This window comes from Mycobacterium sp. E735 (assembly GCF_001666955.1).
Lineage (GTDB): Bacteria > Actinomycetota > Actinomycetes > Mycobacteriales > Mycobacteriaceae > Mycobacterium.
In genome coordinates this window covers 1-21,235 of the sequence record NZ_LZIX01000255.1, presented here as the reverse complement: position 1 = coordinate 21,235, position 21,235 = coordinate 1, and the positions used below count along the sequence as shown (strand labels likewise).

General features: G+C 67.7%; 21 protein-coding genes and 1 pseudogene. 3 read left to right on the top strand and 19 right to left on the bottom strand.

The window, feature by feature from the left end:
• Together A5704_RS21065 and A5704_RS21060 are read right to left on the bottom strand one after the other, a co-directional pair.
• Positions 1–434 (bottom strand): VOC family protein (locus A5704_RS21065; RefSeq protein WP_067890866.1); only part of this gene is annotated, 434 nt, incomplete at its 3' end.
• A gap of 121 nt (positions 435–555) precedes the next feature.
• Positions 556–1,239: a TetR/AcrR family transcriptional regulator gene (locus tag A5704_RS21060; protein ID WP_197499050.1), complete on the bottom strand. Its 684-nt coding sequence runs from the start codon at positions 1,237–1,239 to the stop codon at positions 556–558.
• A gap of 112 nt (positions 1,240–1,351) precedes the next feature.
• Between A5704_RS21060 and A5704_RS21055 the strand changes: the two genes are divergently transcribed.
• A complete protein-coding gene (locus A5704_RS21055) occupies positions 1,352–1,807 on the top strand; it encodes a nitroreductase/quinone reductase family protein (protein WP_067890861.1) in 456 nt (151 codons plus the stop codon).
• 5 nt (positions 1,808–1,812) lie between these two features.
• Here the strand turns inward: A5704_RS21055 and A5704_RS21050 are convergent, their stop codons facing one another.
• Together A5704_RS21050 and A5704_RS21045 are read right to left on the bottom strand one after the other, a co-directional pair.
• On the bottom strand, positions 1,813–2,493 hold the full coding sequence (locus A5704_RS21050) for a hypothetical protein (protein WP_067757154.1): 681 nt from the start codon (positions 2,491–2,493) through the stop codon (positions 1,813–1,815).
• A 94-nt stretch (positions 2,494–2,587) separates the two neighbouring features.
• Positions 2,588–3,520, bottom strand: a complete 933-nt coding sequence (locus tag A5704_RS21045; RefSeq protein ID WP_067890858.1) for a sterol desaturase family protein — start codon at positions 3,518–3,520, stop codon at positions 2,588–2,590.
• 101 nt (positions 3,521–3,621) lie between these two features.
• Between A5704_RS21045 and A5704_RS21040 the strand changes: the two genes are divergently transcribed.
• Positions 3,622–4,818, top strand: coding sequence for an NAD(P)/FAD-dependent oxidoreductase (locus tag A5704_RS21040; protein ID WP_067890854.1), 1,197 nt, complete (start codon positions 3,622–3,624; stop codon positions 4,816–4,818).
• On the opposite strand, the gene A5704_RS21035 is transcribed toward A5704_RS21040, so the two are convergent.
• The 15 genes and pseudogenes from A5704_RS21035 to A5704_RS20965 form a co-directional block, all read right to left on the bottom strand.
• On the bottom strand, positions 4,815–5,525 hold the full coding sequence (locus tag A5704_RS21035; protein ID WP_067757163.1) for an MgtC/SapB family protein: 711 nt from the start codon (positions 5,523–5,525) through the stop codon (positions 4,815–4,817). The two genes, A5704_RS21040 and A5704_RS21035, sit on opposite strands and share 4 nt — an antisense overlap.
• Positions 5,526–5,683: 158 nt before the next feature.
• Positions 5,684–6,004, bottom strand: coding sequence for a DUF732 domain-containing protein (locus A5704_RS21030; RefSeq protein WP_067757165.1), 321 nt, complete (start codon positions 6,002–6,004; stop codon positions 5,684–5,686).
• A 91-nt stretch (positions 6,005–6,095) separates the two neighbouring features.
• The gene (locus tag A5704_RS21025) at positions 6,096–6,419 is read right to left on the bottom strand and encodes a DUF732 domain-containing protein (protein ID WP_067757168.1); all 324 of its coding nucleotides are present in this window, start codon (positions 6,417–6,419) and stop codon (positions 6,096–6,098) included.
• Positions 6,420–6,514: 95 nt separating this feature from the next.
• On the bottom strand, positions 6,515–7,927 hold the full coding sequence (locus A5704_RS21020) for a PPE family protein (RefSeq protein ID WP_067890851.1): 1,413 nt from the start codon (positions 7,925–7,927) through the stop codon (positions 6,515–6,517).
• Positions 7,928–7,993: 66 nt separating this feature from the next.
• Positions 7,994–9,253, bottom strand: a complete 1,260-nt coding sequence (locus A5704_RS21015; RefSeq protein WP_067890848.1) for a PPE family protein — start codon at positions 9,251–9,253, stop codon at positions 7,994–7,996.
• 624 nt (positions 9,254–9,877) lie between these two features.
• Positions 9,878–10,162 carry a WXG100 family type VII secretion target gene (locus A5704_RS21010; RefSeq protein ID WP_067757178.1) on the bottom strand — a complete coding sequence of 95 codons (285 nt, stop codon included), beginning with the start codon at positions 10,160–10,162 and terminating at the stop codon, positions 9,878–9,880.
• Between the two features lie 386 nt (positions 10,163–10,548).
• Positions 10,549–12,381, bottom strand: a complete 1,833-nt coding sequence (eccA, locus tag A5704_RS21005) for a type VII secretion AAA-ATPase EccA (protein WP_067757181.1) — start codon at positions 12,379–12,381, stop codon at positions 10,549–10,551.
• Positions 12,378–13,574, bottom strand: a complete 1,197-nt coding sequence (eccE, locus tag A5704_RS21000; protein WP_067890845.1) for a type VII secretion protein EccE — start codon at positions 13,572–13,574, stop codon at positions 12,378–12,380. Before eccE ends, eccA begins: the two co-directional genes overlap by 4 nt.
• A gap of 19 nt (positions 13,575–13,593) precedes the next feature.
• Positions 13,594–15,423 carry a type VII secretion-associated serine protease mycosin gene (locus A5704_RS20995; RefSeq protein ID WP_067757186.1) on the bottom strand — a complete coding sequence of 610 codons (1,830 nt, stop codon included), beginning with the start codon at positions 15,421–15,423 and terminating at the stop codon, positions 13,594–13,596.
• On the bottom strand, positions 15,401–16,912 hold the full coding sequence (gene eccD, locus A5704_RS20990; protein WP_067757190.1) for a type VII secretion integral membrane protein EccD: 1,512 nt from the start codon (positions 16,910–16,912) through the stop codon (positions 15,401–15,403). The genes A5704_RS20995 and eccD overlap by 23 nt, the downstream gene beginning before the upstream one ends.
• A 264-nt stretch (positions 16,913–17,176) precedes the next feature.
• Positions 17,177–18,079, bottom strand: coding sequence for an ESX secretion-associated protein EspG (locus A5704_RS20985; protein WP_055405688.1), 903 nt, complete (start codon positions 18,077–18,079; stop codon positions 17,177–17,179).
• Positions 18,080–18,166: 87 nt separating this feature from the next.
• Positions 18,167–18,451, bottom strand: a complete 285-nt coding sequence (locus A5704_RS20980; protein WP_046184805.1) for a WXG100 family type VII secretion target — start codon at positions 18,449–18,451, stop codon at positions 18,167–18,169.
• A gap of 50 nt (positions 18,452–18,501) precedes the next feature.
• The gene (locus tag A5704_RS20975) at positions 18,502–18,798 is read right to left on the bottom strand and encodes a WXG100 family type VII secretion target (RefSeq protein ID WP_007168951.1); all 297 of its coding nucleotides are present in this window, start codon (positions 18,796–18,798) and stop codon (positions 18,502–18,504) included.
• Positions 18,799–19,084: 286 nt separating this feature from the next.
• Complete coding sequence (locus tag A5704_RS20970; protein ID WP_047324320.1) at positions 19,085–19,384, bottom strand: PE family protein; 300 nt, start codon at positions 19,382–19,384, stop codon at positions 19,085–19,087.
• Positions 19,385–19,797: 413 nt separating this feature from the next.
• Positions 19,798–20,160, bottom strand: a pseudogene (locus tag A5704_RS20965) (PE/PPE C-terminal domain-containing protein); the annotation flags it as partial.
• Positions 20,161–20,648: 488 nt separating this feature from the next.
• Between A5704_RS20965 and A5704_RS20960 the strand changes: the two are divergent.
• A partial coding sequence (locus tag A5704_RS20960; protein WP_156669877.1) for a PPE family protein occupies positions 20,649–21,235 on the top strand: 587 nt, incomplete at its 3' end.

Below are 21,235 nucleotides of genomic sequence, written 5' to 3'. Positions count from 1 at the left end.
ACGAATGGGACTGCCGCCTGGGGCGCCGACACATAGGCGAACTGGATGCCGCCGGGCATCACGCCCTGCTGCACCACCGGGGCCCCGAACTCCACCGCCTCGGCCAATGTCGCGTCGAATTGCTCGGGGCTTTCGACCTCCATGCAGATGTGGTGCAGACCCGGCGCGGATTCGCGCAGAAAGTCACTATAGATGTTCTCCCCGCTGACCGGCTGAATCAGCTCCAGCTGCATGTCACCGAGATAGCTCAACGAGATGCTGGCGACGAAATCGGCCGGCTTGCCGAGGTAACTGCAGGCGTCCGGAGCAAAGTGCACCTCGGGTATCCGCACCCACTTGCGCACACCTAACAAGCCGGTGAGGGCGGTTTCGGTGGCATCCAGGTCGGCGGTAACCCACGCGATCTGCGTCGGCGATTGAACGGGAAGGGTCATCGTCTCGCAGGATAGTCCAGTGCCTCGGCTGCCAGAAAGGGCCGCGAAAACTTTGCCGTCGCGGGCCGGCGCGCCGCTGTGAAAGCCGGGTGAACATGTTCTAATTCGCCCGGCCGACCCGTCAGTGCCGGGCCAGCACGTCCACCAGCAGCCCAAGCTGCGCGTCGAACACCGCCTCGGGGTCGGTCAGGGTGTCACTGCCGTATTGCCCGAACACCTCGAGGCTGATCGCTCCCAGCACCCCGGCCCACAGCAGAAAGCACTTGGCGACCACCTGGTCGTCGCCGGGAAAACCGAACTCGTGGCGAATCCGTTCGAAGTCCGACGACATCGGTTGTGGGGCAACGACATCGGTCAGCCTGATGTCCCCGGTGGCGATCCCGGATGCAACGGCGTCGAAGAAGGCCGCCACCACCCGGGTTCCCGCGACCACCGTGCGCTCTGGCGGGGCGTGGTAGCCGGGTACCGGACTGCCGTACAGCAGGGCCCAGCGGGAGGGGTGCGCGACGGCCCATCGCCGGGTCGCGCGGGCGATCGCGATGACATCGTCGCTCCAGAGCTCGCCGACCGTCTCGCGTGCGCGGTCCACGGCGTCGGCCAGATCCGAGTAGGCGTCGACCAGCAGCAACGTCAGCAACTCGTCACGGCTGGACACGTACCGGTACACGGCCGACGACACCATGCCGAGGTCGCGGGCGATCGCGCGCACGGACAATCCGGCCGCCCCACGATCCACCAGCTGCCGGCGACCCAGCTCGATGATGCGCGCCTCGGTCTGCTCCCGGGTGTCCTGGCGTTTGCCCACGCGGCCAGTCTGGCACAACCGAGATCACCGCTCTTGCTTTCCGGCCAGGACTGTGGCAGTGTCGCGGGCAAAGAGAGCAGTGCTCTCGTTAGATTGCGAGAGAGGACGCGACATGTCCACGCGATACGAAGAACCGAACGGGGCCGCACGCGCCGCCAACGCGGTGATCCGCTGGCTCGCCGAGATGGGTGTCAGCATCGCCGGGACGCGTGCGCTGCGCGTCCGCGGGCGCAAGAGCGGTAAACCGCGTGCGGTGGTCATCAACGTGCTGACCGTCGACGGCGTGGACTACCTGGTCTCACCCCGCGGCAACACCCAGTGGGCCCGCAACGTGCGGGCCGCGGGGGTCATCGAGACGGGCCCCCGCTGGCGCCGGCGGCGCGCCCGAGTCAGCGAGGTCGCCGACGCGGCCAAACCGGAGCTGCTGCGACGCTACCTCGACCGCTGGTATTGGCAGGTGAAGGACTACGTCGCCGGGCTGACCCCGGACAGCACCGACGAGCAATTCCGCGCGGTCGCGCCCACCATCCCGGTGTTCGCCCTCGCGGCGGCCGACGCGACCCGCTGAAGGGCCTACCGAGCGCCCCGCGCCACCCCGAGATCCTCACGGACCTCTTCGGACGTCGCCCGCCACGACACCGCGGCCGGAAAATCACCCCACACGCTGTTGAAGATCCCCACGAGCAGCCCGGGACCGGCGCTGGAAGGCAGATACACCGGGCCGCCGGAGTCGCCGTTATGGCTCTGCACGCCGTGCGACATGGTGAACCAGCCGTTGTTCACGCTCTCCACCGTCCCGCATGTTTCGCCGGTGCTCACGCCGAAATGGCAGATCGCCTGCCCGGGTGCCAGCGCCGCCGCCGGGTTCGAAATCAGTTGACGTCCGCCAGGCAGGACGTTGTTCGCCATCACGCCGTTGTCCAGCACGATCGCCTCATAGTCGGTGATCAACTGGTCGGTCGCCACCGTCGTCCCGCTGGGAGTGTTGTCCCGGAAGGCCGCCAGCCGGCCGATGACCGCTCCGCCGCGGTCGGTGACGACCCCCTCGCCACCCCGGCAGTGCCCCGCGGTGAAGGCGATCTTCATGCCGGGATCGACGTAGCCCAGCGTGCAGACGCGGTTGCCCTGGTGGATCTCCATGCCCGGATAGACCACAACGGGGTCCGCTTCGGCCGGCGCAAGCGGCAGCCACTGCGCGAGCGCGGCCGCGGTGACCGACGCGATGAATGCGCGCATTGCCAGGCGACGCACCATGTACTCCGATCCGTCGGGGCCAAATCTCGACCGATTTGAGATTACGGCGTGACTTTGCGTTACGCAGAAGTCTTCGCGCCGTCCGTCACCGGCGTTACGTCGATGTCGCCACCGCAACGGCCGCCTCGGCCTGCTCCGCGCCGCGCGGCGCCCAACCGGGCGGCCCGAAAACGTAGCCCAGGCGATCGCGAAGCCGAGTCGCCGTACGCCAGTCGCGGGCGATCGCGACGTATTCGCGGGTCTGCAGCTTCCAGATGTTGAACGTGTCGACCCGCTTGGTGAGGCCGTAGTGCGGCCGGAAGAGCTCGGCCTGGAAGCTGCCGAACAGCCGGTCCCAGATGATGAGGATTCCGCCGTAGTTCTTGTCGAGGTAGATCTGGTCCATCCCGTGGTGCACGCGGTGGTGCGACGGGGTGTTGAACACGAACTCGAACGGCCGCGGCAACTTGTCGATCCGCTCGGTGTGCACCCAGAACTGGTAGATGAGGCTGATCGAGAAGCTGAAGAACACCATCCAGGGCGGTATCCCCAGCAACGGCAGCGGAACCCACATCAGGATCTCGCCGCTGTTGTTCCACTTCTGGCGCAGGGCCGTCGCGAAGTTGAAGTATTCGCTGGAGTGATGGGCCTGGTGCGTCGCCCAGATCAACCGCACCCGGTGCGCGATCCGGTGGTAGGCGTAGTACAGCAGGTCGACGCCGACCAGCGCGATCACCCAGGTGTACCAACGGCCGACCGAGAGGTGCCAGGGCGCCACGTAGGCGTACAGGGCGGCGTAGCCGAACAGTGCCAGTGTCTTCCACGCGGCGGTGGTGCCCACCGAAACCAGACCCATCGAGATGCTGGCCATCGCGTCGCGGGTGAAGTACGCGCCGGACGCCGGCCGGGCGTCGCCGACGATGCTTTCCAGCTTGCGCGCCGCCGACCATTCCAGCGTCAACAGCAGCAAGAAGAAGGGAATGGCGAGCAGCACCGGATCCCGCAGCTGCGGGGGCAGGGCGGTCACGAACTCTGAAAGCGCACTCACAGGCATAAGACTACGACGACTGGCCGCACCGCCGGGTCGCCTTGGTCCGGCATGCGGCCCACACTGTGGTGACGGGATCGACCGACGTGAGGTGTCGAGCGTTGAGCGCTGTGGTGGTGATCGGCTCGGGGTTCGCCGGGTTGTGGGCGGCGCTCGGGGCCGCCCGCCGGCTCGACGAGCTCGCCATTCCGGCGGGCACGGTCGACATCACGGTGCTGGCCGCCCGGCCGTTCCACGACATCCGGGTGCGCAACTACGAGGCCGACCTGACCCCGTGCCGCATCCCGCTCGCCGACCTGCTCGACCCCGTCGGGGTGGCACACGTCGCCACCGAGGTGACCGCCATCGACACCGACGCCCGCACCGTCGCCACGGCGGGCGGTGCGACGTACGCCTACGACCGGCTGGTGCTGGCGTCGGGCAGCCGTGTGGCCAAACCGGCCCTACCGGGCGTGCGGGAGTTCGCCTTCGACGTGGACACCTATGACGGAGCGCTGGCGCTGCGGGACCACCTCCGCCGGCTGGCCGACGATTCGCCCACGCCCGCGGCCGGCACCGTCGTCGTGGTCGGGGCGGGGCTGACCGGGATAGAAGTGTCCTGCGAGCTGCCGGACAGGTTGCGGCGGCTGTTCGCCGCGACCGGCATTGCTCCCCGGGTGGTGTTGCTGGATCGCAGCCGGATCGGCTCCGACATGGGCGCCTGGGCGCGCCCGGTGATCGAAGAGGCCCTATCGGCCAACGGCGTCGAAGCCCGGGCGGGAGTGGGTGTTGCCGCGATCGACGAGGACGGTGTGTACCTCACCTCCGGCGAGCGCCTCGCGGCGGCCACCGTGGTGTGGTGTGCCGGCATGCGGGCCAGCCCGCTGACCGAGCAGCTGCCGGTGGCGCGCGACGGCCTGGGTCGGGTGCCCGTCGATGACTGCCTGCGGGTCATCGGGGTGCCCGAGGTCTTCGCCGCGGGCGATGTCGCCGCCGCGCGCATGGACGACGACCACCTGTCGGTCATGTCGTGTCAACACGGCCGCCCCATGGGCCGCTATGCCGGGTACAACGTCATCAGCGACCTGTTCGGAGAGCCGCTCCTGCCACTCCGAATCCCTTGGTATGTCACGGTTCTCGACCTCGGGCCGGCCGGCGCGGTCTACACCGAGGGGTGGGACCGGGTGGTCGTGTCGAGCGGCGCGCGGGCCAAGGAGACGAAGCGGACGATCAACGCCCGGCGGATCTACCCGCCGCTGAGCGGCGACCGCGCCGACCTACTGGCGGCCGCCGCGCCGGAGCTGCAGCCCCGTCCTTAGCGGTCGGACTGCGCTTCGTCGCCGGCGTACCACTGCACCGCACGGACTCCCGGCTGCAGGGAGAGTTCCGCGACCAACCGCTCCAGCCGGGACGGGGCGTCCCCGTCCATGAGGAGGTGAGCGGTCAAGGTGACCTCGTCGTCGCCGGCGTGCGCGGTGTGGATGCCGCGCAGCGTGATGTCGTTGCCGCTCGCGTGCTGCACGATCTGGGCGCGCGCGTATTTCTCGTGTTTCGGGCGGGCGACCACCTGCACCAGATATGGCCGCAGGCTTTCGTCTTCGTCGCCGGTGTTGTCGCGGTCGATCAGCCGGCCAAGCGGGCGCCCGAAGACGTGGATGGCGATGACGGTCCCCGTACCGATCAACGCGAAGACCAGGTGCCCGGAGGCCGCCAGGACGCCGATGGCCGCGGAGCACCACAGGGTGGCGGCGGTGTTGAGGCCTCGGACGTTCACCCCTTCGCGCAGGATCACGCCACCGCCGAGGAACCCGATGCCGGACACCACGTAAGACGCGACCCGGGTGGGGCTGGTGTCCGTGGTGGCGGCGGCGTACAGCACGAACAACGTCGCGCCGCCGGCCACCAGCGCGTTGGTGCGCAGGCCGGCCCGGCGCGCCCGCCATTGCCGCTCAAGGCCGATCAGGGCGCCGCAGCCCACTCCGACGGCGAGCCGGAGCGCGAAGTCGGCGACGCTCAGCGTCTCCATCGGCACTCCTTCCCCTCATGACCATCCGGGCGCAGCCGCAGCTAATCAGGCCCAGGTGAACAGCGGGTGGACCCCAACCGAACCGGATGCGATACGGCAATGCGCGCGAAACCTGTGGGGCGCCTTGCCGTTGCGCCGCGGTCAGGACGGGCGCCGCGCTATCGCGCGCTGAGCTTCTGAGGGCAATAGTATTTCGCGGCGATCGCCAGGAACGACGTCGCGTGATCGGCGGTGAGTCCGGGGTTCTGCGCCTGCAATTCGCTCACCATTTGGGGCCCGTACTCGCCGCTGTTCATCGACTCGCACACGGCCCTGGCGAACTGGACGGCCGCGTCGGGCGTCTTGTAGGTGATGCCAGCGCTCCGCAGCGAAGCGAGGAAGCTCGACTCGTCGACGGCACCGGTGTCCGGATCAGCGTAGGCCGGCGCGGCGAGCCCGATCCCAGCCCAGACGCCGAGCAGAGCCACCAGCAGCCTCATAGCCGAGGATTGTCTCACGACGGCCGGTCGAGCGCAGCGCGGAATCACGGCTGAATCGCCTTATCGTTCAGCTCAACTCGGCCGGAGCGGGTCAGGCTTTGCTGAGGTGGTGCGGGCAGTAGTACTTCGCGGAAATCATCGCGAAGTTGGAAGCCATCTCCATGTCCATCCCCGGGTTGTGCATCTTGACGTCGTGGACCAGCTCCAGGCCGGACTCGCCGTTGTTCAAGCACGAGCACACCGCCCGGCCCGCCCCGACGGCTGCGTCTGGGCTGGCGAAGGTGAAGCCGGCTTGATGCAGGGCCGAGAGGAACGCGCCGTCGTCACCGTCCGGCACCGGCGGCGGATCCGCGTATGCCGGTGCGGCCAGTCCGATTACGAGGAAAGCGCCCAGTGGCGCCAGCAGCCGTTTCATTACCTACCTTCTTTCATGGCGGCGGCAAGAGGATCGGAGGCGTTGCTGCCAGACCGTTTGACAGACCACACCTGGATTCTGAATGGCCTTGCCCCTCAACCCAACTGGGCATCGGCGGGCAGGACCTTGGACTTGTCTCCCTTCTTCAGGTGCACCGCGTGGATGCCGGGCTTCTTCGCCAGCTGCTCGAGCAGGGCGTCGAGCCCCTCCGGGTCGACATTGTGGTGCTGGACGGTTTCGGGTTTTTCCGATATCTGCGCGACCAGACGCTTGAGTTGTTCCGGCGATTGTTTGTCTTTGAGGTCCTTGATCGGTTTCATCCGGTTGCGCACGCTGGCGCCCACCACGGTCGGTCCGCCTGCGCCGAGGGCGCTGCCCAGCATTCCCGCCATCCCCATCGAACTGAACAGGCCGCCCTCGCCCAGGGCGGCCGCGGGCACGGCCTCGGGTCCGGCGGCCGACAACGCGGCGGCAACCGTCCTGATGGCTGGTGTGGCCGAGGCCCAGCTGGGCGGCACGGTCAACTGCCCAACCAAAGTGCCGCGCGCAAAGCCCGCCGCCGGGCTGATCGCGTCGTACAGCGTCCCCCGGCCGAAGCCCAGCACCCCCAGGCCGGCCCCCAGGGCATCCTTCGGCAACGCCCCATACGCGATAGGTGGGGCGAATTTGAGCCATTGCGACAGGGGAAAGTTGATCAGCAACCCAACGTCGTTGAACTGTGTGGTCAGCCCGAGCGGCACCTTGACCGCGTTGTACATGGCGGTGATCAGCGGGGTGCCGGCGGGAGTCGTGCCGAAGCCTTTCAAGAACGTGGTGATCGCGGTGTTGTATTGGGTGGCCAGCTGCGAGAGCCATGCCAGGATCGGGTTGCCCGGGCCCGCGGTGAGCGAGGTGGCCGCCGAGTTGATGGTGGACGCCACGCTGCCCGCCGACGTGCCCGCGGATTGGCTCATCGCGGCCGCTTGCGTCGTGGTGCCCGCGCCGGTGGTGGTCTGCGGCGGCTCGGCGAACGGGGTCAATCGGGTGGCCGCCTCCGACGAACTGGCGTAGGTGTCCATGGCCACGGCGTCCTGGGCCCACATTTCGCCGTACTGTGTCTCGGTGGCGGCGATCGCCGCCGTGTTCTGCCCGAACAGGTTGGTCGCCATCAGCTGCGCCAAGAGCGCGCGGTTTTCCGCGATCACCGGAGGCGGCACGTGGGCGGCGAACGCCGTCTCGTAGGCCGCCGCCGCCGCGGACGCTTGGCTCGCGGCTTCCTGGGCCTGGGCGGCGGTCTGCTGCATCCAGGCGACGTACGGGTACGCCGCGGACGCCATCGCGACCGATGACGGGCCCACCCACGGCCCAGTAGTCAGGCTGGAGATCACCCCGGAATAGGCGGTGGCGGTGGACTGCAGTTCGGTGGCCAGGTTCTCCCAGGCCGTCGCGGCGGCCACCAGTGAACCCACTCCCGGCCCGGTGTACATCCGGCCCGAGTTGAACTCCGGCGGAAAGGCTCCGTAAAACATTGCTGTCCCCTTACTCAGGCGCTTGGGTCGACGGTGCTGGGCTGCTGTGCGTGGCGGTCATCGCGGTCACTCCTCGATGTAAGGGATCACGATGATGGTGGCCGCGGCGGGATCGGCCTCGGCGACCGCGCCGCCCAGCCCGCCGGCCGCCGCGGCGGTGCCTCCGACGGAGTGGGTCGCGCTGGCGGCAATCGCGCGTCCCGCCAAGCTGGACAGGGCCATCTGGCTGAAGACGCCCTCTTCGCCAGCCAGCGCGGCGGGCGCGGCGGCCAGGTTGGTAGGCAGCACCTGGGCGATCGTTCGAATCGCCGGAGCCGCTTGCGTCCAGCCCTGTGGTACCGACATGCTCCCGATCACGCGCGCCTCCCCCATGGATCCGGACACGGGCCCAACGGCGGAGCTGAGCATCGGCTTCACCGCACTCGAGCCACTGGTCAGCGGGGCGAGAGCGCCAGTGATTGCCTTCGGGCCGGACAAGTAGGCGGCGGCGCTCTGGCCGTTCTGACCCCACGCGTACGCCTGACCGAAGGACAGGAACGGACCGCCCGGGACGCTGCTCCACGACTGAGGGGAATACGGGCCCGTCAGCACCGACCAGATGTTGTTCCAGTAGTCGAGGTTCTGTCCGATTCCGGTGGTGAGGCCGGTCCCGGTCGTGCCGGCGTTCGGAGCCGCGTTGCCGGCATTGACCGCGGTCTGCATCGTCGTGCTCAGCTGGGACAGCTGCGCGGCGGTGTTGCCGCTCGACTGTGCACTCGACTGGGTGACGGCTGCCGCCTGCATCGGCCCGGCCGACTCGTTGGTGGTCTGGGGCGGCTCGGCGAACGGTGTCAGCTGCGACGCGGTCGCCGACGATGCCGCGTAGCCGTACATAGCGGCGGCGTCCTGTGCCCACATCTCCATGTACTGCGCTTCGGTGGCGGCGATCGCCGGCGTGTTCTGGCCGAGGATGTTGGTCGCGATCAGGGCCGCCAGCAGGGCGCGATTGGCCGCGATAACCGGTGGTGGGACGGTGGCCGCGAACGCGGCCTCGTAGGCGCCCGCGGCCAGCTTGGCCTGGGCGCCGGCCGCCTCGGCCTGAGCACCGGTGGCGTTGATCCACGCCACGTATGGCGCCGCGGCGGACGCCATCGCCATCGACGAAGGGCCCGTCCAGGGCCCGGTCGCCAACGTTTCGATGGTCGCGTTGTACGACGCGCCCGCGGCCTGCAACTCTGCGGCCAATTCGTCCCAGGCCGCCGCGGCGGCCAGCAGCGGGCCCGAGCCCGCACCAACATACATCCGCCCCGAGTTGATCTCCGGCGGAAGCGCCCCGAAATCCAGCATCTACTACCTCCGGTCCCGCAAGTGGCCGCCATGGTAGGCGCGGCCTTGCTGCCTCGGCCGCATCCGCGCCGCGGTTCTAAGGAAACACATGAAATCGGCTACAGAAGACATGGGCTTATTTCGCATGCTGCAGACAACGGACCATTCTCTTCCTTAGCTGATATCCCCGACAAGATTGACGTCCGGCTCAAGTCGAACACGGCTCAATCAATATACGATCATCGTGAGCGAAAAGTATTCGGCCCGCGTTCCCGCCGCGTTTACGGAATGTAAAAAGTGAATGTCATCGCACTGCCGACTGGTGTGAGGATTGTCCGCAGACAGCTATCTACCAAATTCAACTATTGCCTGCTTAAGCGTCTCATAGCGACGCAGAGCAACGGTTCACACAGAACTGGTAAACCGCGATACCCCCCGAAAGCGTTAATCAGCCGAATCGCACTTCGGCCGATCTCGCTGCATTATTTGAATTTGTTGCAATAGCTGTGAGCCGCAACCTCCTCAAGCCATATTAAAAACAACAAAATGCCCGCATGCGGGGCGATGCCGCGAATGGCGGCGGCTTAACGCTCGCACCATGGCTCGCGTGTCGGCCCGAACTAATTACCTCGGTCTCAGACGCAATTACGCCCAGCTCGAACCGACGGCGCTGTCGGTGCTGGCCATGTTGTTGCCGGCGCTCTGCACCTTCTGCCCGTGCGCGTTGGCCTGCTCGTAGATCACCTGGAAGTTGCGACCCAACTGGGTGATGAACTCCTGGCAGGCCACCGAACCGGCACCGCCCCAGAAGTCACCCGCAGCAAGCACATCGCGAACGATGGCCTGGTGCTCAGCCTCCAGACACGCCGCCTGAGCGCGAATCGTGGCGCCGTGCGCGTCTACGTCGCCGAACTGATAATTAATTGCCATTGCGTACCCCTGCCGTTCATCAACACGAAGGGTAAAACGGGTATGCTGTCGCGCCGCTGATTAGCTGCTGACAGTTTCCTGGGAGCTGGTTTCTCCTGGTCATGGTCGTTTTCGCACCCGCTTGCCACCCCGGATTCGACGGTCGCGACGTTGCCGACGACGCGTAGTTCTCGACCACGATCCGTCACCGCCGAAGCCGGCCCACTCACCGGCTTCCGCGCGTGGCGCATCGACTCGCTGGCCGCTTGCCGCAACGGTTTTCCCGTCAGACCGCGGCATGACGCTCACATGGAACGCGTATGGCGGGCGGTCTCGTACTGGCGGTCGCTCGTGCCGGCCGCGGGATCCAGATTCCCCGCATCCCGCGCACAAGCGCCGGAACCGAACTAAGTCGACTTGTTCTCGGCGACTGCGGCGCTGAGACCCTCGGCGAGATCCTCCTGGGTCAGCTCTTTGAACCGCAGCAGTTGACGCTCGCTGAACTCGGTGACCTCGCTGGCCAACACCGCGTCGAGGTCCTCGTCGTCCAGGCGGAAACTGCGGTGATCGCGGGCCTTCTCCACCACGTTGCGCACGAATCCGGCATTACCGAGGGTGTCGATGCCGCGGATCAGGTCGCCGTCTTCGGAGTAACTCTCGTCGAGATAAAACCGGGTGTAGGACGGCAGTAAAGAATGGGCGGCTTCCTCGGTGATAACGTCCTCGTTCTCCTGGCCCATCAACCGGGTCAACGCGACAAGCTCGTCCGGCGTGTAGCTGAAGAACTCGATCACGGTCGAAAACCGCCGGCGCAGACCCTGATTCACGTCGAGCATCTTCTCCATCGCCTTCGCATAACCCGCACCGAAGACGACGAGTTCGTCGCGATGGTTCTCCATGTACAGCAGCAACGTGTTGATGATCGCGTTGCCGTAGGGGTCGCCCTGCTGGTACCCCTTCTCGTGCAGCGTGTGCATCTCGTCGAAGAACACCGCCCCGCCCAGGGCTTCCTCGAGCATCTCCTCGGTGTTCTTCTCCGCGTCGGCCATGTAGCGACCCAACAGCTTGGTCCGGCTGGTTTCCACCACCACCGGCTTGCGCAGCACCGTCAAGCCGCACAGCTGCTTGGCAAAGGCTCGCGCCACCGACGTCTTACCGGTTCCGGGCGGACCCAACAAGAGGGTGTGGCGCGACGTCACCGGCACGGGGAGGCCCATCTTGGCGCGCGCCAGGTTCACCTTCGTCGTCGACTTGATGAGCTTGATCTCCCGCTTGGCCCGTTCCATCCCCAGCATCGCGTTGAGCTCCGCGTCACCTTCGGCGAGGTACTTCGCGGCCTCCTCCGCGTGGCGAGCGGCCTCCGTCTCGGCGCGGGTGGGTGCGCTATCCGGATCCCATGGATTCGTCCGCGCCTCAATGGTTTCCGGGTCCGTCAGGACCAGCCGATAGTTCGGATTGTCCAGCGCTTCCCGGGCCGGGGTGAACTTCGGATCCCGCGAATACACCCGGCGCAACAGTTCGACGGCCTCGTCTTCGCGGCCCAGGTGCCGCAGGCACATGCCCTGGGTGTACAGGGCGATGTTGGCCGCGCCCGGCACCCGGTCACCCTCGACGGCGTCCTGGCCGCGCCGCAATGCTTCCTCGAAGACGCCGAGTGACGCCAGCGCCGTCGTCGCCATCGCGGCGCCGGCGGCCTTGAGCTCCGGCTGGCGCCAGACCTTGCCCTCGGGGAACTGGTTGAGCACATCCGGCCAGCGTCCGGTGCGGAAATACAACACGCCCCGCACGTAGTCGACCAGCTCCTGCTCGAAGGGCTGGCGCGGTTCCACCCCGTCGAGTAGTTCCGACGCCTCCTCGTAGCGTTTGGCCTCGGCCAGGACGGCCGCGTAGGCACACGCCAACGACTCGGCGCTGGTGACGGCCAGCTGGAGGAACAGCCCGTCGGAAACCTGGGGACGGAACTCCAGGTCGGTGACCCCGAGCCTGCGCGTCTCCCATCCGAACGTCCGGATCGACGCCCACGCGCCGGAGAGCACCTCGATGCTGCGCTCCCCCGCCAGCAACCGCGCCAGCCAGGCGTCGCACATGCCGGGGTCCAGGTTGCTGGCCGTGGTGAACATCTGCGACGCGACCTGAGGATTGTGACTGGGTTGCAGCCCGTTGACCGATATCCCCGATGCCAACAGGCCGGCGACCATCGCGTTGCGGGCGCCCTCAGCGGTCGATTGCGGGCGCGTCATTGCGCCACAGGCACGCCCGCCGGGCTCTCTCGCAACTGGCCGACCGACAGCGTGAGCTCGTCGTCGTCACGCACGGCACGGCTCGGCACGACGAGCGTGGCGTGTGTCGCGGGGGCGGGCAAGCTGGCGCGGACCGCGGCCAACTGGCGTCCGGTGAGGCGGTTGAGGCCGGCGGAGATGTCCCGGGGCAGCCGCTTCTCGGTGTGGTAGCGCACCCAGGCCGACACCTGCGACCGGCCCGCGGGGGCGGTGAGCCGGACCGTCAGCACCGTGGCGACGGTGTCCGCCTCCCACAGCTCGTCGAGGGTGTCGGTGGTGAGGTCGGCGGGCGTCACCCAGAAGCTGGTGGTGAAGCCGTTGAAGTGCTTGAGGTGGCGCCAGCCGGGCCGGCTCCAGGTCGGCTCCAGATCCGCCAGCACCGCGCGGTCCACCTCGGTGATCTCCTCGGCGGTCAAAGGCTTTGCGGCGCAATTGATTCCGTCGAGGTCCTGCGCCAGCCGCTCGGTGGCCGCCACCAAGGTCGAAGCCAGCGAATCGCGGACCGCCACGGCGGCGATGTTGCGCTGCGGGTTCATCCGCAACACCAGCCAGGTGCGGCGAACGTACGAGGTGGGCTGCCCGTTGGCCACCTCCCACTCCTCGGGGCCCCAGTCGTCGAGCTTCGACAACTCGGCGGCGTTGCCGCCGCGGCGCACCTTGACCGACACGATGTCGATGTTATCGAGGTGAATGTCGAACTGCCGCAAGCCATCAGCCACAGCCTGCACCAGCAGGGTAGGCGACGAGTTCCGGTGCCGGTGGCGCGACGACGGGTCGTCGTCACCACCGTTCACCGCGATGACCGACACCAGCTGGCCCTCGTACTCGCGCACGCCGACCTTGTCGCGCCCGAACTTGCGCTGGTAGTCGAGCACCGGCGTGCAGCCGGCGCCCAGAGCCGTCCCCGGGTCGGCGGACCAGTCCCATAGCCAGGTGGCCAACGCCGAGGTCACCGTGACGCCGTGATAGGTGACCAGGGAGAGCAGCGCGACCAGCACCGCCAGGCCGACGCCCACCCAGAACGCGATGCGATAGGTGCCCTGCCAGGACTCCGGGCAGTGGCTGCCCACCACCAAGATGGCGACGTCGACAAGGAACACCGCGGTGACCCGTGGCCAAGTCAACGACAACCCGAGTTTGCGCTGAGCTTTCATGACTGTTACTGCTCCGCCCTTATTGCTGCTTCCGCGATCGCTTCATCAGCATCGCCGTACCAAACACGCCCCCACCGATCAGCAGCGCCGCGAGCAAGCCTCCGCCGGCCACCCACACTGGCACCATATCCCGGTGCGGAGCGGGCCTCGGAATGTTCAGCGGCGCTGAAAGTTGCTGCGGGGGCTTCAACGGTCCTTCGGGTACGTCCCACGTCAGGGCCGCCACAGGATCGACGATGCCGTGGCCGATCTGGTTGTCCACGCCACGCGCCGGTGCGCGGGCGGTGCGAGTCAACCGGTTGATGACCTGGTATGCCGACAGCTGCGGGAACTTGGCGCGGACGAGCGCGGCGATGCCGGACACGATCGCGGCCGAGAAGCTGGTGCCGGAGGGAACCAGCAACGTGTTGTCCGGTCCGTCGATCGCGTTGATGACGCCGTCGTCGCGCGGGGACAGACCGACGACGTCGGTGCCCGGCGCGGCGATGCCCACCCACGGGCCGGCCACGCTCGTCGATCCCTGACCCTGACCCCCGGTCTGCGGCCGGCCGTCTTCGTCGACCGCCCCAACCGTCAGGACGTAGTCGCTGAACCAGGACGGCGTCACGACGGTGGTGACCGAGTTCCAGTTGCGAGGATCGTTGGGCTGCAACGGATCATGCGGCGGGTTCTGCTTGCAGTCCTTCTTGTTGGTGTCGCCCGCGGCGGCCACGATGACGGCGTTCTTGTCGACCGCCGCGTAGCGCACCGCCGCGCCGAGGGCGCGCTGGTCGACGATGTTGCGCGCGCTCATGCAGGTCACATCCGAGATGTTGATGACCTGCGCGCCCATGTTGGCGGCGTGCACGATTGCCCGGGCCATCGTCTGGACACCGTCGATCTTCGCCCGCGTCTGCGGGTCCTCGTCGCCGGTGTAGGCGTCCTTGAGGCCGAAGGCCTGGCTGGACTGACGGATCGCGATGATGTCGACGTCAGGCGCGACACCGCTGAACGCATCGGGGCCGGCCGACGGCGCCGGCGGCGCGGGCGGCGGGGGTGGCGGCGGATCCAGCGGGCGTGGGTAGTCAACCCCGACGACGTGGCTCCCACCGGAGTAGCTCGGGATCGTCACCGTGCCGCCGCCGTGGCCGGCCGCCGGGGCCTGGCCGGGCTGCGCCGGTCCTGGCGGCGGACCGTTACCGGGCGGAGGCGCCGCCGGAGGCGCGGGCGCCGGCGGCGCGCCGAAAGGTCCGGGGGCCGGCTGGTCCTGCGGCGGAGGCGGAACCATCGTCACGGTCTGCGGCAACGGTGACAACGTCACGGTCTGGGGCGGCGGCGCCTTCGGCGGCGGTTCGGTGGTGGGGATGGTGACCGGGCGGCGCGGCGCGGCCGGCGGCACCCCCGCGCCGTTCGCCGGCGCGGCGCCGATCATCGAGGCCACGATCGTGCCGTGGGCGTCGCAATCCGACAGCCCGTCACCGCCCATGACGTAATCCCCGCCGGGGATCAGGTGCGGAAACCTGGGATGCGGGCTCACGCCGGTGTCGATGACGGCCACCTTCACGCCGGCACCGCGCCCGAACTGCCACGCCTCCTGCAGGTTCAGCATGTCCATGTACTTCGGCTGCAGTCGGAAGTCCGTGCCGGGCAGCACCCCGACCTCGGTGCAGTAGGAATTCTGCTTCATCGGCGCCGGCGGTCCGGGCGGGCCGTCGGGCGGCACCGCGCCGGGATCGATCGTCGGCGGCGAAATCGCAGAGGCGGGCGGCAAGCCGGCCAATGCTCCTGAGGCGAGCAAGATTGCGGCGAGGGCCGCAGCGGATGCGCGCCCTCGCCACACCTTGCTACTACCGGTAGCGGATTGCTGCATAGACATTCATCAACCACAATGCCAGCGGGAAAATCGGCATCAGGCAGAGGTATTCGATCCATTCCACGAACTTGCGGAACAGCGGGCTGTAGATGGTGTTCGGCACCACGGCCGCGGACGTAAGGCCGGCCGCCGGGAGCAGAACCAGGATCGCCGCGCTGATCGACACCGCCAGGGGCGACTGCAAGACGAGCGCGTAGCGCACCACGACCGCGCCGACAATGAGAACGGCGGTCACGGCCAGGGTGATCGCCTGCCAGCGGTCGACGTACGAGCGTCCGCGCAGCATCAGGAACCCGGCGCTGAAGCCGGCCAGCAGGAGCGGCAGCCATCGTTGACCGGTGTGCGGGTCCGACAGCGCCGTCAACGAGACGACCATCAACACGCCGAGACCGATCAGCAGGCCGGTCAGGAAGGAGCGGGCGCGTTCGGCCTGCACCAGGACGTCGCGGACGGACGCGGGGCCCTCGAGGACCGGGGGGCCGCCGTCGGAGCGGACCACGGTGGTGGGCAGGTCGGGCCGAGCCTCGAACACCCACCGGCTGGTCGCCGACGGGAAGACCGGCAGGCGGATGCCCGCCAACCGCCGCGAGAGGGCGGGCGCCGTGTGGTACACCAGCACGCACAGCAGGACGACGCTGGTCAGCAGCGTCACGGCACTGGTCATCGCGACCATCCGGGCCAGCGCCGCGATCGCGGTGACCACGCTGACGGTGATCAGGGCGGTGTAGAGCCCAAGGCGCCGACCGGTGAACCGGAGCGCGAGCATCGCCGCGATGGTGAGAACGCCGAAGCCGAGCACGGCGTGGGGGGACCCTACTCCGCCGGGCGGGGCCGCCGCCGCGGAGACCGTGAGTGGCGCCAGGCCGCTCAGCAGCATGATGTCGGCGATACGGCGATCCTGGTCGGTGCGCGCCCGCATCAGGAGCATCAGGGAGACGCCGAGCACCACCGCGGCGATCACCGCGGAGTACGCCGTAGGCAGCCAGGAGTTGTGGTGCCACCGGTACCAGAGCAGCAAGCCGGAGGCGGCGGTTACCCCGGCCGCCACCATCGACGCGCCGACCTGCACCGCGGCGACCGGGTCGATCGCGGCGAACCGCTTGCTCAGATTTGCCGCGACGGCGGTGGAGATGTGCTCGATGACCTGCGAGCGGTGCTCGGTGTCCTGGATGAACCGGATCCACAGCCGGTCGCCGTCGTAGACGTCCTGTTCGGTCAGGGACTGGGTGGCACGCAAGGGGGTGCCGTCAACCAGGCACAGTGCCCACCTGCCGCGGCCCGTCGCCTCCAGCGGGGTCTCGCCCAGCTCCCTGAGCCGGCTGTTCACCACCTTCAGCAGCGGCTCGGTCATCACCGAGACGGGGGCGTTGGCGTCCAGCAGGACGCCGATCTGTACGCCCGCACCGGCCATAACGCCGACCACGACCGCCCGAGGCTGCGAAATACCCTCAACGTCAGGCTGTAGCGCTTCAACTACCGCAGTCATCGCCCTGAACCCCTTACCGTCGTGAATGTGTAACCCCGTGCCGCCGACCGGGCGGGAGTCTGCGCCGGCCGACCTTCCGGAGCGCTGCGGCCCCCGGGAAAGTCCAGGCCGACTATTCCGAATTCCATCTACCCCGCCTTGCGATTAAAACTTCGGTGACAGTGGTTTGAGATTTGCTGAATCTCTCAGAGAAGTATGCCGTGTTGGCATCTCAACCGCATGTTGAGTGCAAAGCCATTGGTGAACTTTATGTTTCGTCTTATGTCAGACCCGGCTGTGGGTTTTCCACTCGCCATACGGCAGCGTGTCCAGCACCGTCTTGACGCCCACCTGCACCAACTGGGGGGTTGCGGGGCAGATGGCCAGCCAGGCCTCCCCCGACCCCGCCGTCCTCGCCTGCTGGTAGAGCGCGATGCGGCCACCGGAACCGTCTTTGAGCGACAGCACCGATGCGCTCGGCCCCTTCGCGTCGTCCCGGTATTGACGGGCATACACCGCGACCTCGGCCGCCGGGTCCGAGAGGGCCTGTCCGAGCGCGGCCACCGTGGCGGCGCTGATGCCCATCCGCCGCAGGTCGCCGCCGGAAAATACGTTGAAGCCCGACTCCTGCCACGACTTGGTCGCTTCCAGCATCTCTTCCAGCGGCACGTTCACGGCATTGATGGCCGCGGGCTCCGCGTGGTGGATCGACTCCAGGGCGTCCAACACCAGGGAGGCGATCGAGGCGCTGTCGGCGATGGCGACGTCGTCGACGGTGATGTCGCCGCCCACCCGTACCGCCGAGACCCAGTGCTGGCCGCGACGGGCCAGCACCACCCGGAACTCGTTGTCGGGGATGTCACGCGACCCGGGCGGCTGGTTCTCGTCGTCGACCACGCCGTATAGCAGCTTGCCCCGCGACAACAGGGCGATGACCTCGAGGTCCGGCGCGGCCAGCACCCTCATCCGTGCGGCCACATGCTCGTTCACCTGATCGTTTTCGACGATGCCCTGCTCGCGCATCACCGCCATGCCGGGATGCTCGTTGAGCCAGTCGCTCGAGTCGGTGGAGACGAATGGCCGGCACCGCAGCTCCGGCGCGACGTGCCGGATGTCCAGGAGCGCCTGGAGCATCCAGAAGCCGTCGACGTTAACGGTGATGTCGGTACGGGCGGTCTGTTGGTCCATCAATACCTCAAGGGGTCAAAGTGCACGGTAACCGCAGGACGCGGCAGCACACCGATGTCTGGTGTGCTGCCGCGCCTGAAGTTGGGGTTAGGCCCAGCTGGACCCAACGGCGCTGTCGGTGCTGGCCATGTTGTTGCCGGCGCTCTGCACCTTCTGCCCGTGGGCGTTGGCCTGCTCGTAGATCACCTGGAAGTTGCGACCCAACTGGGTGATGAACTCCTGGCAGGCCACCGAACCGGCACCGCCCCAGAAGTCACCCGCAGCAAGCACATCGCGAACGATGGCCTGGTGCTCAGCCTCCAGAGACGCGGCCTGGGCGCGGATCAAGGCACCGTGGGCGTCGACATCGCCGAACTGGTAATTGATTGTCATAACGGTGTTCTCCTAATGTCTGGAATGGTACGCAGCCGCGGTTTTTAGCGCTAGCTGCTGAGGATTTGCTGCGAGGCCTGCTCTTGCTGCTCGTAGTTGTTCGCGTCGCGGATCAGTCCATCGCGCACACCGTGAAGCATGTTGACGATGTTGCGGAAGGCCTGGTTGACCTGGCCCATGGTGTCGTACGAGGTCGCCTGCGCCTGGCCGCTCCAGCCCGAGCCGGCGATGTTCATCGAGGACGCCCACATCTTGCGGGCCTCGTCCTCAACGGTCTGGGCGTGCACCTCGAAGCGGCCCGCCATCGCCCGCATCTCGTGCGGGTCGGTCATGAAACGTGTTGCCATGTGGCTTTCTCCTTATTACGTGATTACTCAGATACCTGCTGTGGTGACGACGATGGCCGGACCGGTTACGCGCTGGCGAACCGCCGTGCCGAATGCAAAAGAATGATCCCCCCTTCCCGTCAGCCGGCGGCCACCGGTCGTTGGAACACGGTGAGACGGACGTCAAACCCGAACTCCGGCGTTTGAGTTGTCCGGCCGTCAGCCCCCGAGATCATCGGTAGCTGGGCGGTCAGGTTGGAGCGCACGTCGAAGACGTCCCGTCCCAGACCCCGAACCGCCAACCCGATCAGCCCGCAGCAGCTGCGTTGATTGCCTCGGTCGCAGCGTACGAGCCAGAGCTGGTCGACAGCGTGTTCACGAACGCCTCGTGAATGGCGGCGGCCTGGGCACTGACCGCCTGGTACATCTGCGCGTGCGCTGCGAACTGCGCCGCCGTCAGCGCCGACACCTCGTCGGCGGCCGCGGGCACCACCCCGGTCGTGGGGGCGGCGGCAGCCGCGTTCTGGGCGCTCAACGTTGAGCCGATGGCCTGCAAGTTTCCGGCCGCCGCAGCCAGAGCCTCGGGCTGTGTGGTCACGAACGACATACTTGGTTCCCTCCTAGTTCAATCCCCGACTCTGCAGAGACTAGATGACAACGACCCCTGAAGCTGTTTCGGAGGCCGTCAGTTTGCAACTGTTCACGTGACGGTACGACGAATTCACTTTTAGTAACGTCAGAGTAACAGCGTCCCGCCTCGATCGCCTCCCCTTACAGCAAACTGTGACCAACCCGGTCTCCGAAGTGGCTGGTGCGAGTTTCTCGGGTTGGCGTCGCAGGGCAGGACCGGAAAAAATCTGGTTGCCGAATATTCGCTGCCGCTCGGCTAGCAACCGGTGGATGGGCCGCCGACGGCCGCCCGACGGGCCCCCTGAAGCCCCGTCGGGAGCCCGCGAACCGAGCCTTGTGTAACCCATTCTGTTAACCCTTTGACCGCGGTGCTGCAATGACCGAAGCCGGCTATCCGGCGAAGGGTGGGCGGGCCATGACGGTGGGGCGGAATCCGTAGCGGGGGCCGGCGCCGGCGTGGGTGCCGTTGCCGACTCCGGCCAGGGGCATGCCGCCGAGCAGGTTGCCCGGTCCCCCGGCTGCCTCGGGTGCGGCGCTGATCGCGCTGACCGGGACCGCGGTGTGGCCCATTGCCGGCAGCGCCGGGGCGCCGGTCCAGGCCACCGGCACCGACAACTTGCCACCGATGGAGGCCGCCCCGCCGATGGCCGCGGCCGGGTGCACCGCTCCGGCACCGCCGCCGAGCAGACCACCGAGCCCACCCAGACCGGGCAGCGCCTTGGCTGCCGCCGGAGCCGCACCACCGTCATGGCCCGCCCACCCTTCGCCGGATAACCTCCGGGTCGGCAGCGTAGGAACACGCTTTAGCGCGCGAAAAGTGCTGCGCTAAAGCGTGTTTCGCGTTTGCGCCCAAGAACCGACTCGCGGCGGAGGCCTTGCCCACGCCCCCGGCCGGCCCCAGCCTGGGCCGGCATCGCCGCGGCCTTTATTGCGACCGGATTTTTTGTCCAGCGCCCACGTCGATCCGCCCCGGCTGCGCGGGATCGCTTATCGGCCGTGATCCGCCCGGCACCCGTTCCCGCAGGTAGGCGTGCACACGGCGAACGCGGGCGGCCGCCGGCCCGGCCGTTGCGCTGTCCGCTGACCCGCTGGAACGGGGCGCCTCCCACCCGGACCGTCGAGTCACGGGCAGCGAGAAGACGGGGCGGCGCTCTAGCCTTCGCAAGCAAGCGCATCGCTTGAAGCCAGCCATCTAAAACACTCGCGAGGGAAACACATGGTTCGAGCCGGGGGGTTCGTAGGTGTTTGACTTCGGGGCGTTACCGCCGGAGATCAATTCCGGTCGGATGTATGCGGGTCCGGGTTCGGGTTCGTTGATGGCGGCGTCGGCGGCGTGGGATGAGATTGCTGCTGAGGTGGCTGCGGCGGCCAGTGGGTATAGCTCGGTGATTGCGGAGTTGACGTCGGGTCCGTGGGTGGGTCCGGCGTCGTCGTCGATGGTGTCGGCGGTGGTGCCGTTTGTGAGTTGGCTTTCTGCGGTGGCGGGGTTGGCCGAGGACACGGCCAGTCAGGGTCGGGCGGCCGCGGCGGCGTTTGAGGCGGCGTTTGCGATGACGGTGCCGCCGCCGGTGATTGCGGCTAATCGGGTGTTGTTGGCGACGTTGGTCGCGACGAATTTCTTCGGGCAGAACACGCCGGCGATCATGGCGACCGAGGCGCAGTACATGGAGATGTGGGCCCAGGATGCGGCGGCGATGTATGGCTATGCGGCGGCTTCGGCCACGGCCTCGCAGTTGGCGCCCTTTGATGCCCCGCCGAACACCACGACTCCTGATGGGGTGGCCGAGCAGGCGTTGGCGGTGACCCAGGCCGCTCAGCAGCCCGCGGG

Excerpts from the sequence above, each read along its gene's own strand:
- A5704_RS20975 (WP_007168951.1), bottom strand. The coding sequence starts at position 18,798 with ATGGCAACACGTTTCATGACCGACCCGCACGAGATGCGGGCGATGGCG.
- A5704_RS21025 (WP_067757168.1), bottom strand. The coding sequence starts at position 6,419 with ATGAAACGGCTGCTGGCGCCACTGGGCGCTTTCCTCGTAATCGGACTG.
- A5704_RS21035 (WP_067757163.1), bottom strand. The coding sequence starts at position 5,525 with ATGGAGACGCTGAGCGTCGCCGACTTCGCGCTCCGGCTCGCCGTCGGA.
- A5704_RS20970 (WP_047324320.1), bottom strand. The coding sequence starts at position 19,384 with ATGTCGTTCGTGACCACACAGCCCGAGGCTCTGGCTGCGGCGGCCGGA.
- eccD (WP_067757190.1), bottom strand. The coding sequence starts at position 16,912 with ATGACTGCGGTAGTTGAAGCGCTACAGCCTGACGTTGAGGGTATTTCG.
- A5704_RS21030 (WP_067757165.1), bottom strand. The coding sequence starts at position 6,004 with ATGAGGCTGCTGGTGGCTCTGCTCGGCGTCTGGGCTGGGATCGGGCTC.
- A5704_RS20985 (WP_055405688.1), bottom strand. The coding sequence starts at position 18,079 with ATGGACCAACAGACCGCCCGTACCGACATCACCGTTAACGTCGACGGC.
- A5704_RS20980 (WP_046184805.1), bottom strand. The coding sequence starts at position 18,451 with ATGACAATCAATTACCAGTTCGGCGATGTCGACGCCCACGGTGCCTTG.
- A5704_RS21020 (WP_067890851.1), bottom strand. The coding sequence starts at position 7,927 with ATGTTTTACGGAGCCTTTCCGCCGGAGTTCAACTCGGGCCGGATGTAC.
- A5704_RS20995 (WP_067757186.1), bottom strand. The coding sequence starts at position 15,423 with ATGCAGCAATCCGCTACCGGTAGTAGCAAGGTGTGGCGAGGGCGCGCA.
- eccE (WP_067890845.1), bottom strand. The coding sequence starts at position 13,574 with ATGAAAGCTCAGCGCAAACTCGGGTTGTCGTTGACTTGGCCACGGGTC.
- eccA (WP_067757181.1), bottom strand. The coding sequence starts at position 12,381 with ATGACGCGCCCGCAATCGACCGCTGAGGGCGCCCGCAACGCGATGGTC.
- A5704_RS21055 (WP_067890861.1), top strand. The coding sequence starts at position 1,352 with ATGTCCACGCGATACGAAGAACCGAACGGGGCCGCACGCGCCGCCAAC.
- A5704_RS21050 (WP_067757154.1), bottom strand. The coding sequence starts at position 2,493 with ATGGTGCGTCGCCTGGCAATGCGCGCATTCATCGCGTCGGTCACCGCG.
- A5704_RS21010 (WP_067757178.1), bottom strand. The coding sequence starts at position 10,162 with ATGGCAATTAATTATCAGTTCGGCGACGTAGACGCGCACGGCGCCACG.
- A5704_RS21015 (WP_067890848.1), bottom strand. The coding sequence starts at position 9,253 with ATGCTGGATTTCGGGGCGCTTCCGCCGGAGATCAACTCGGGGCGGATG.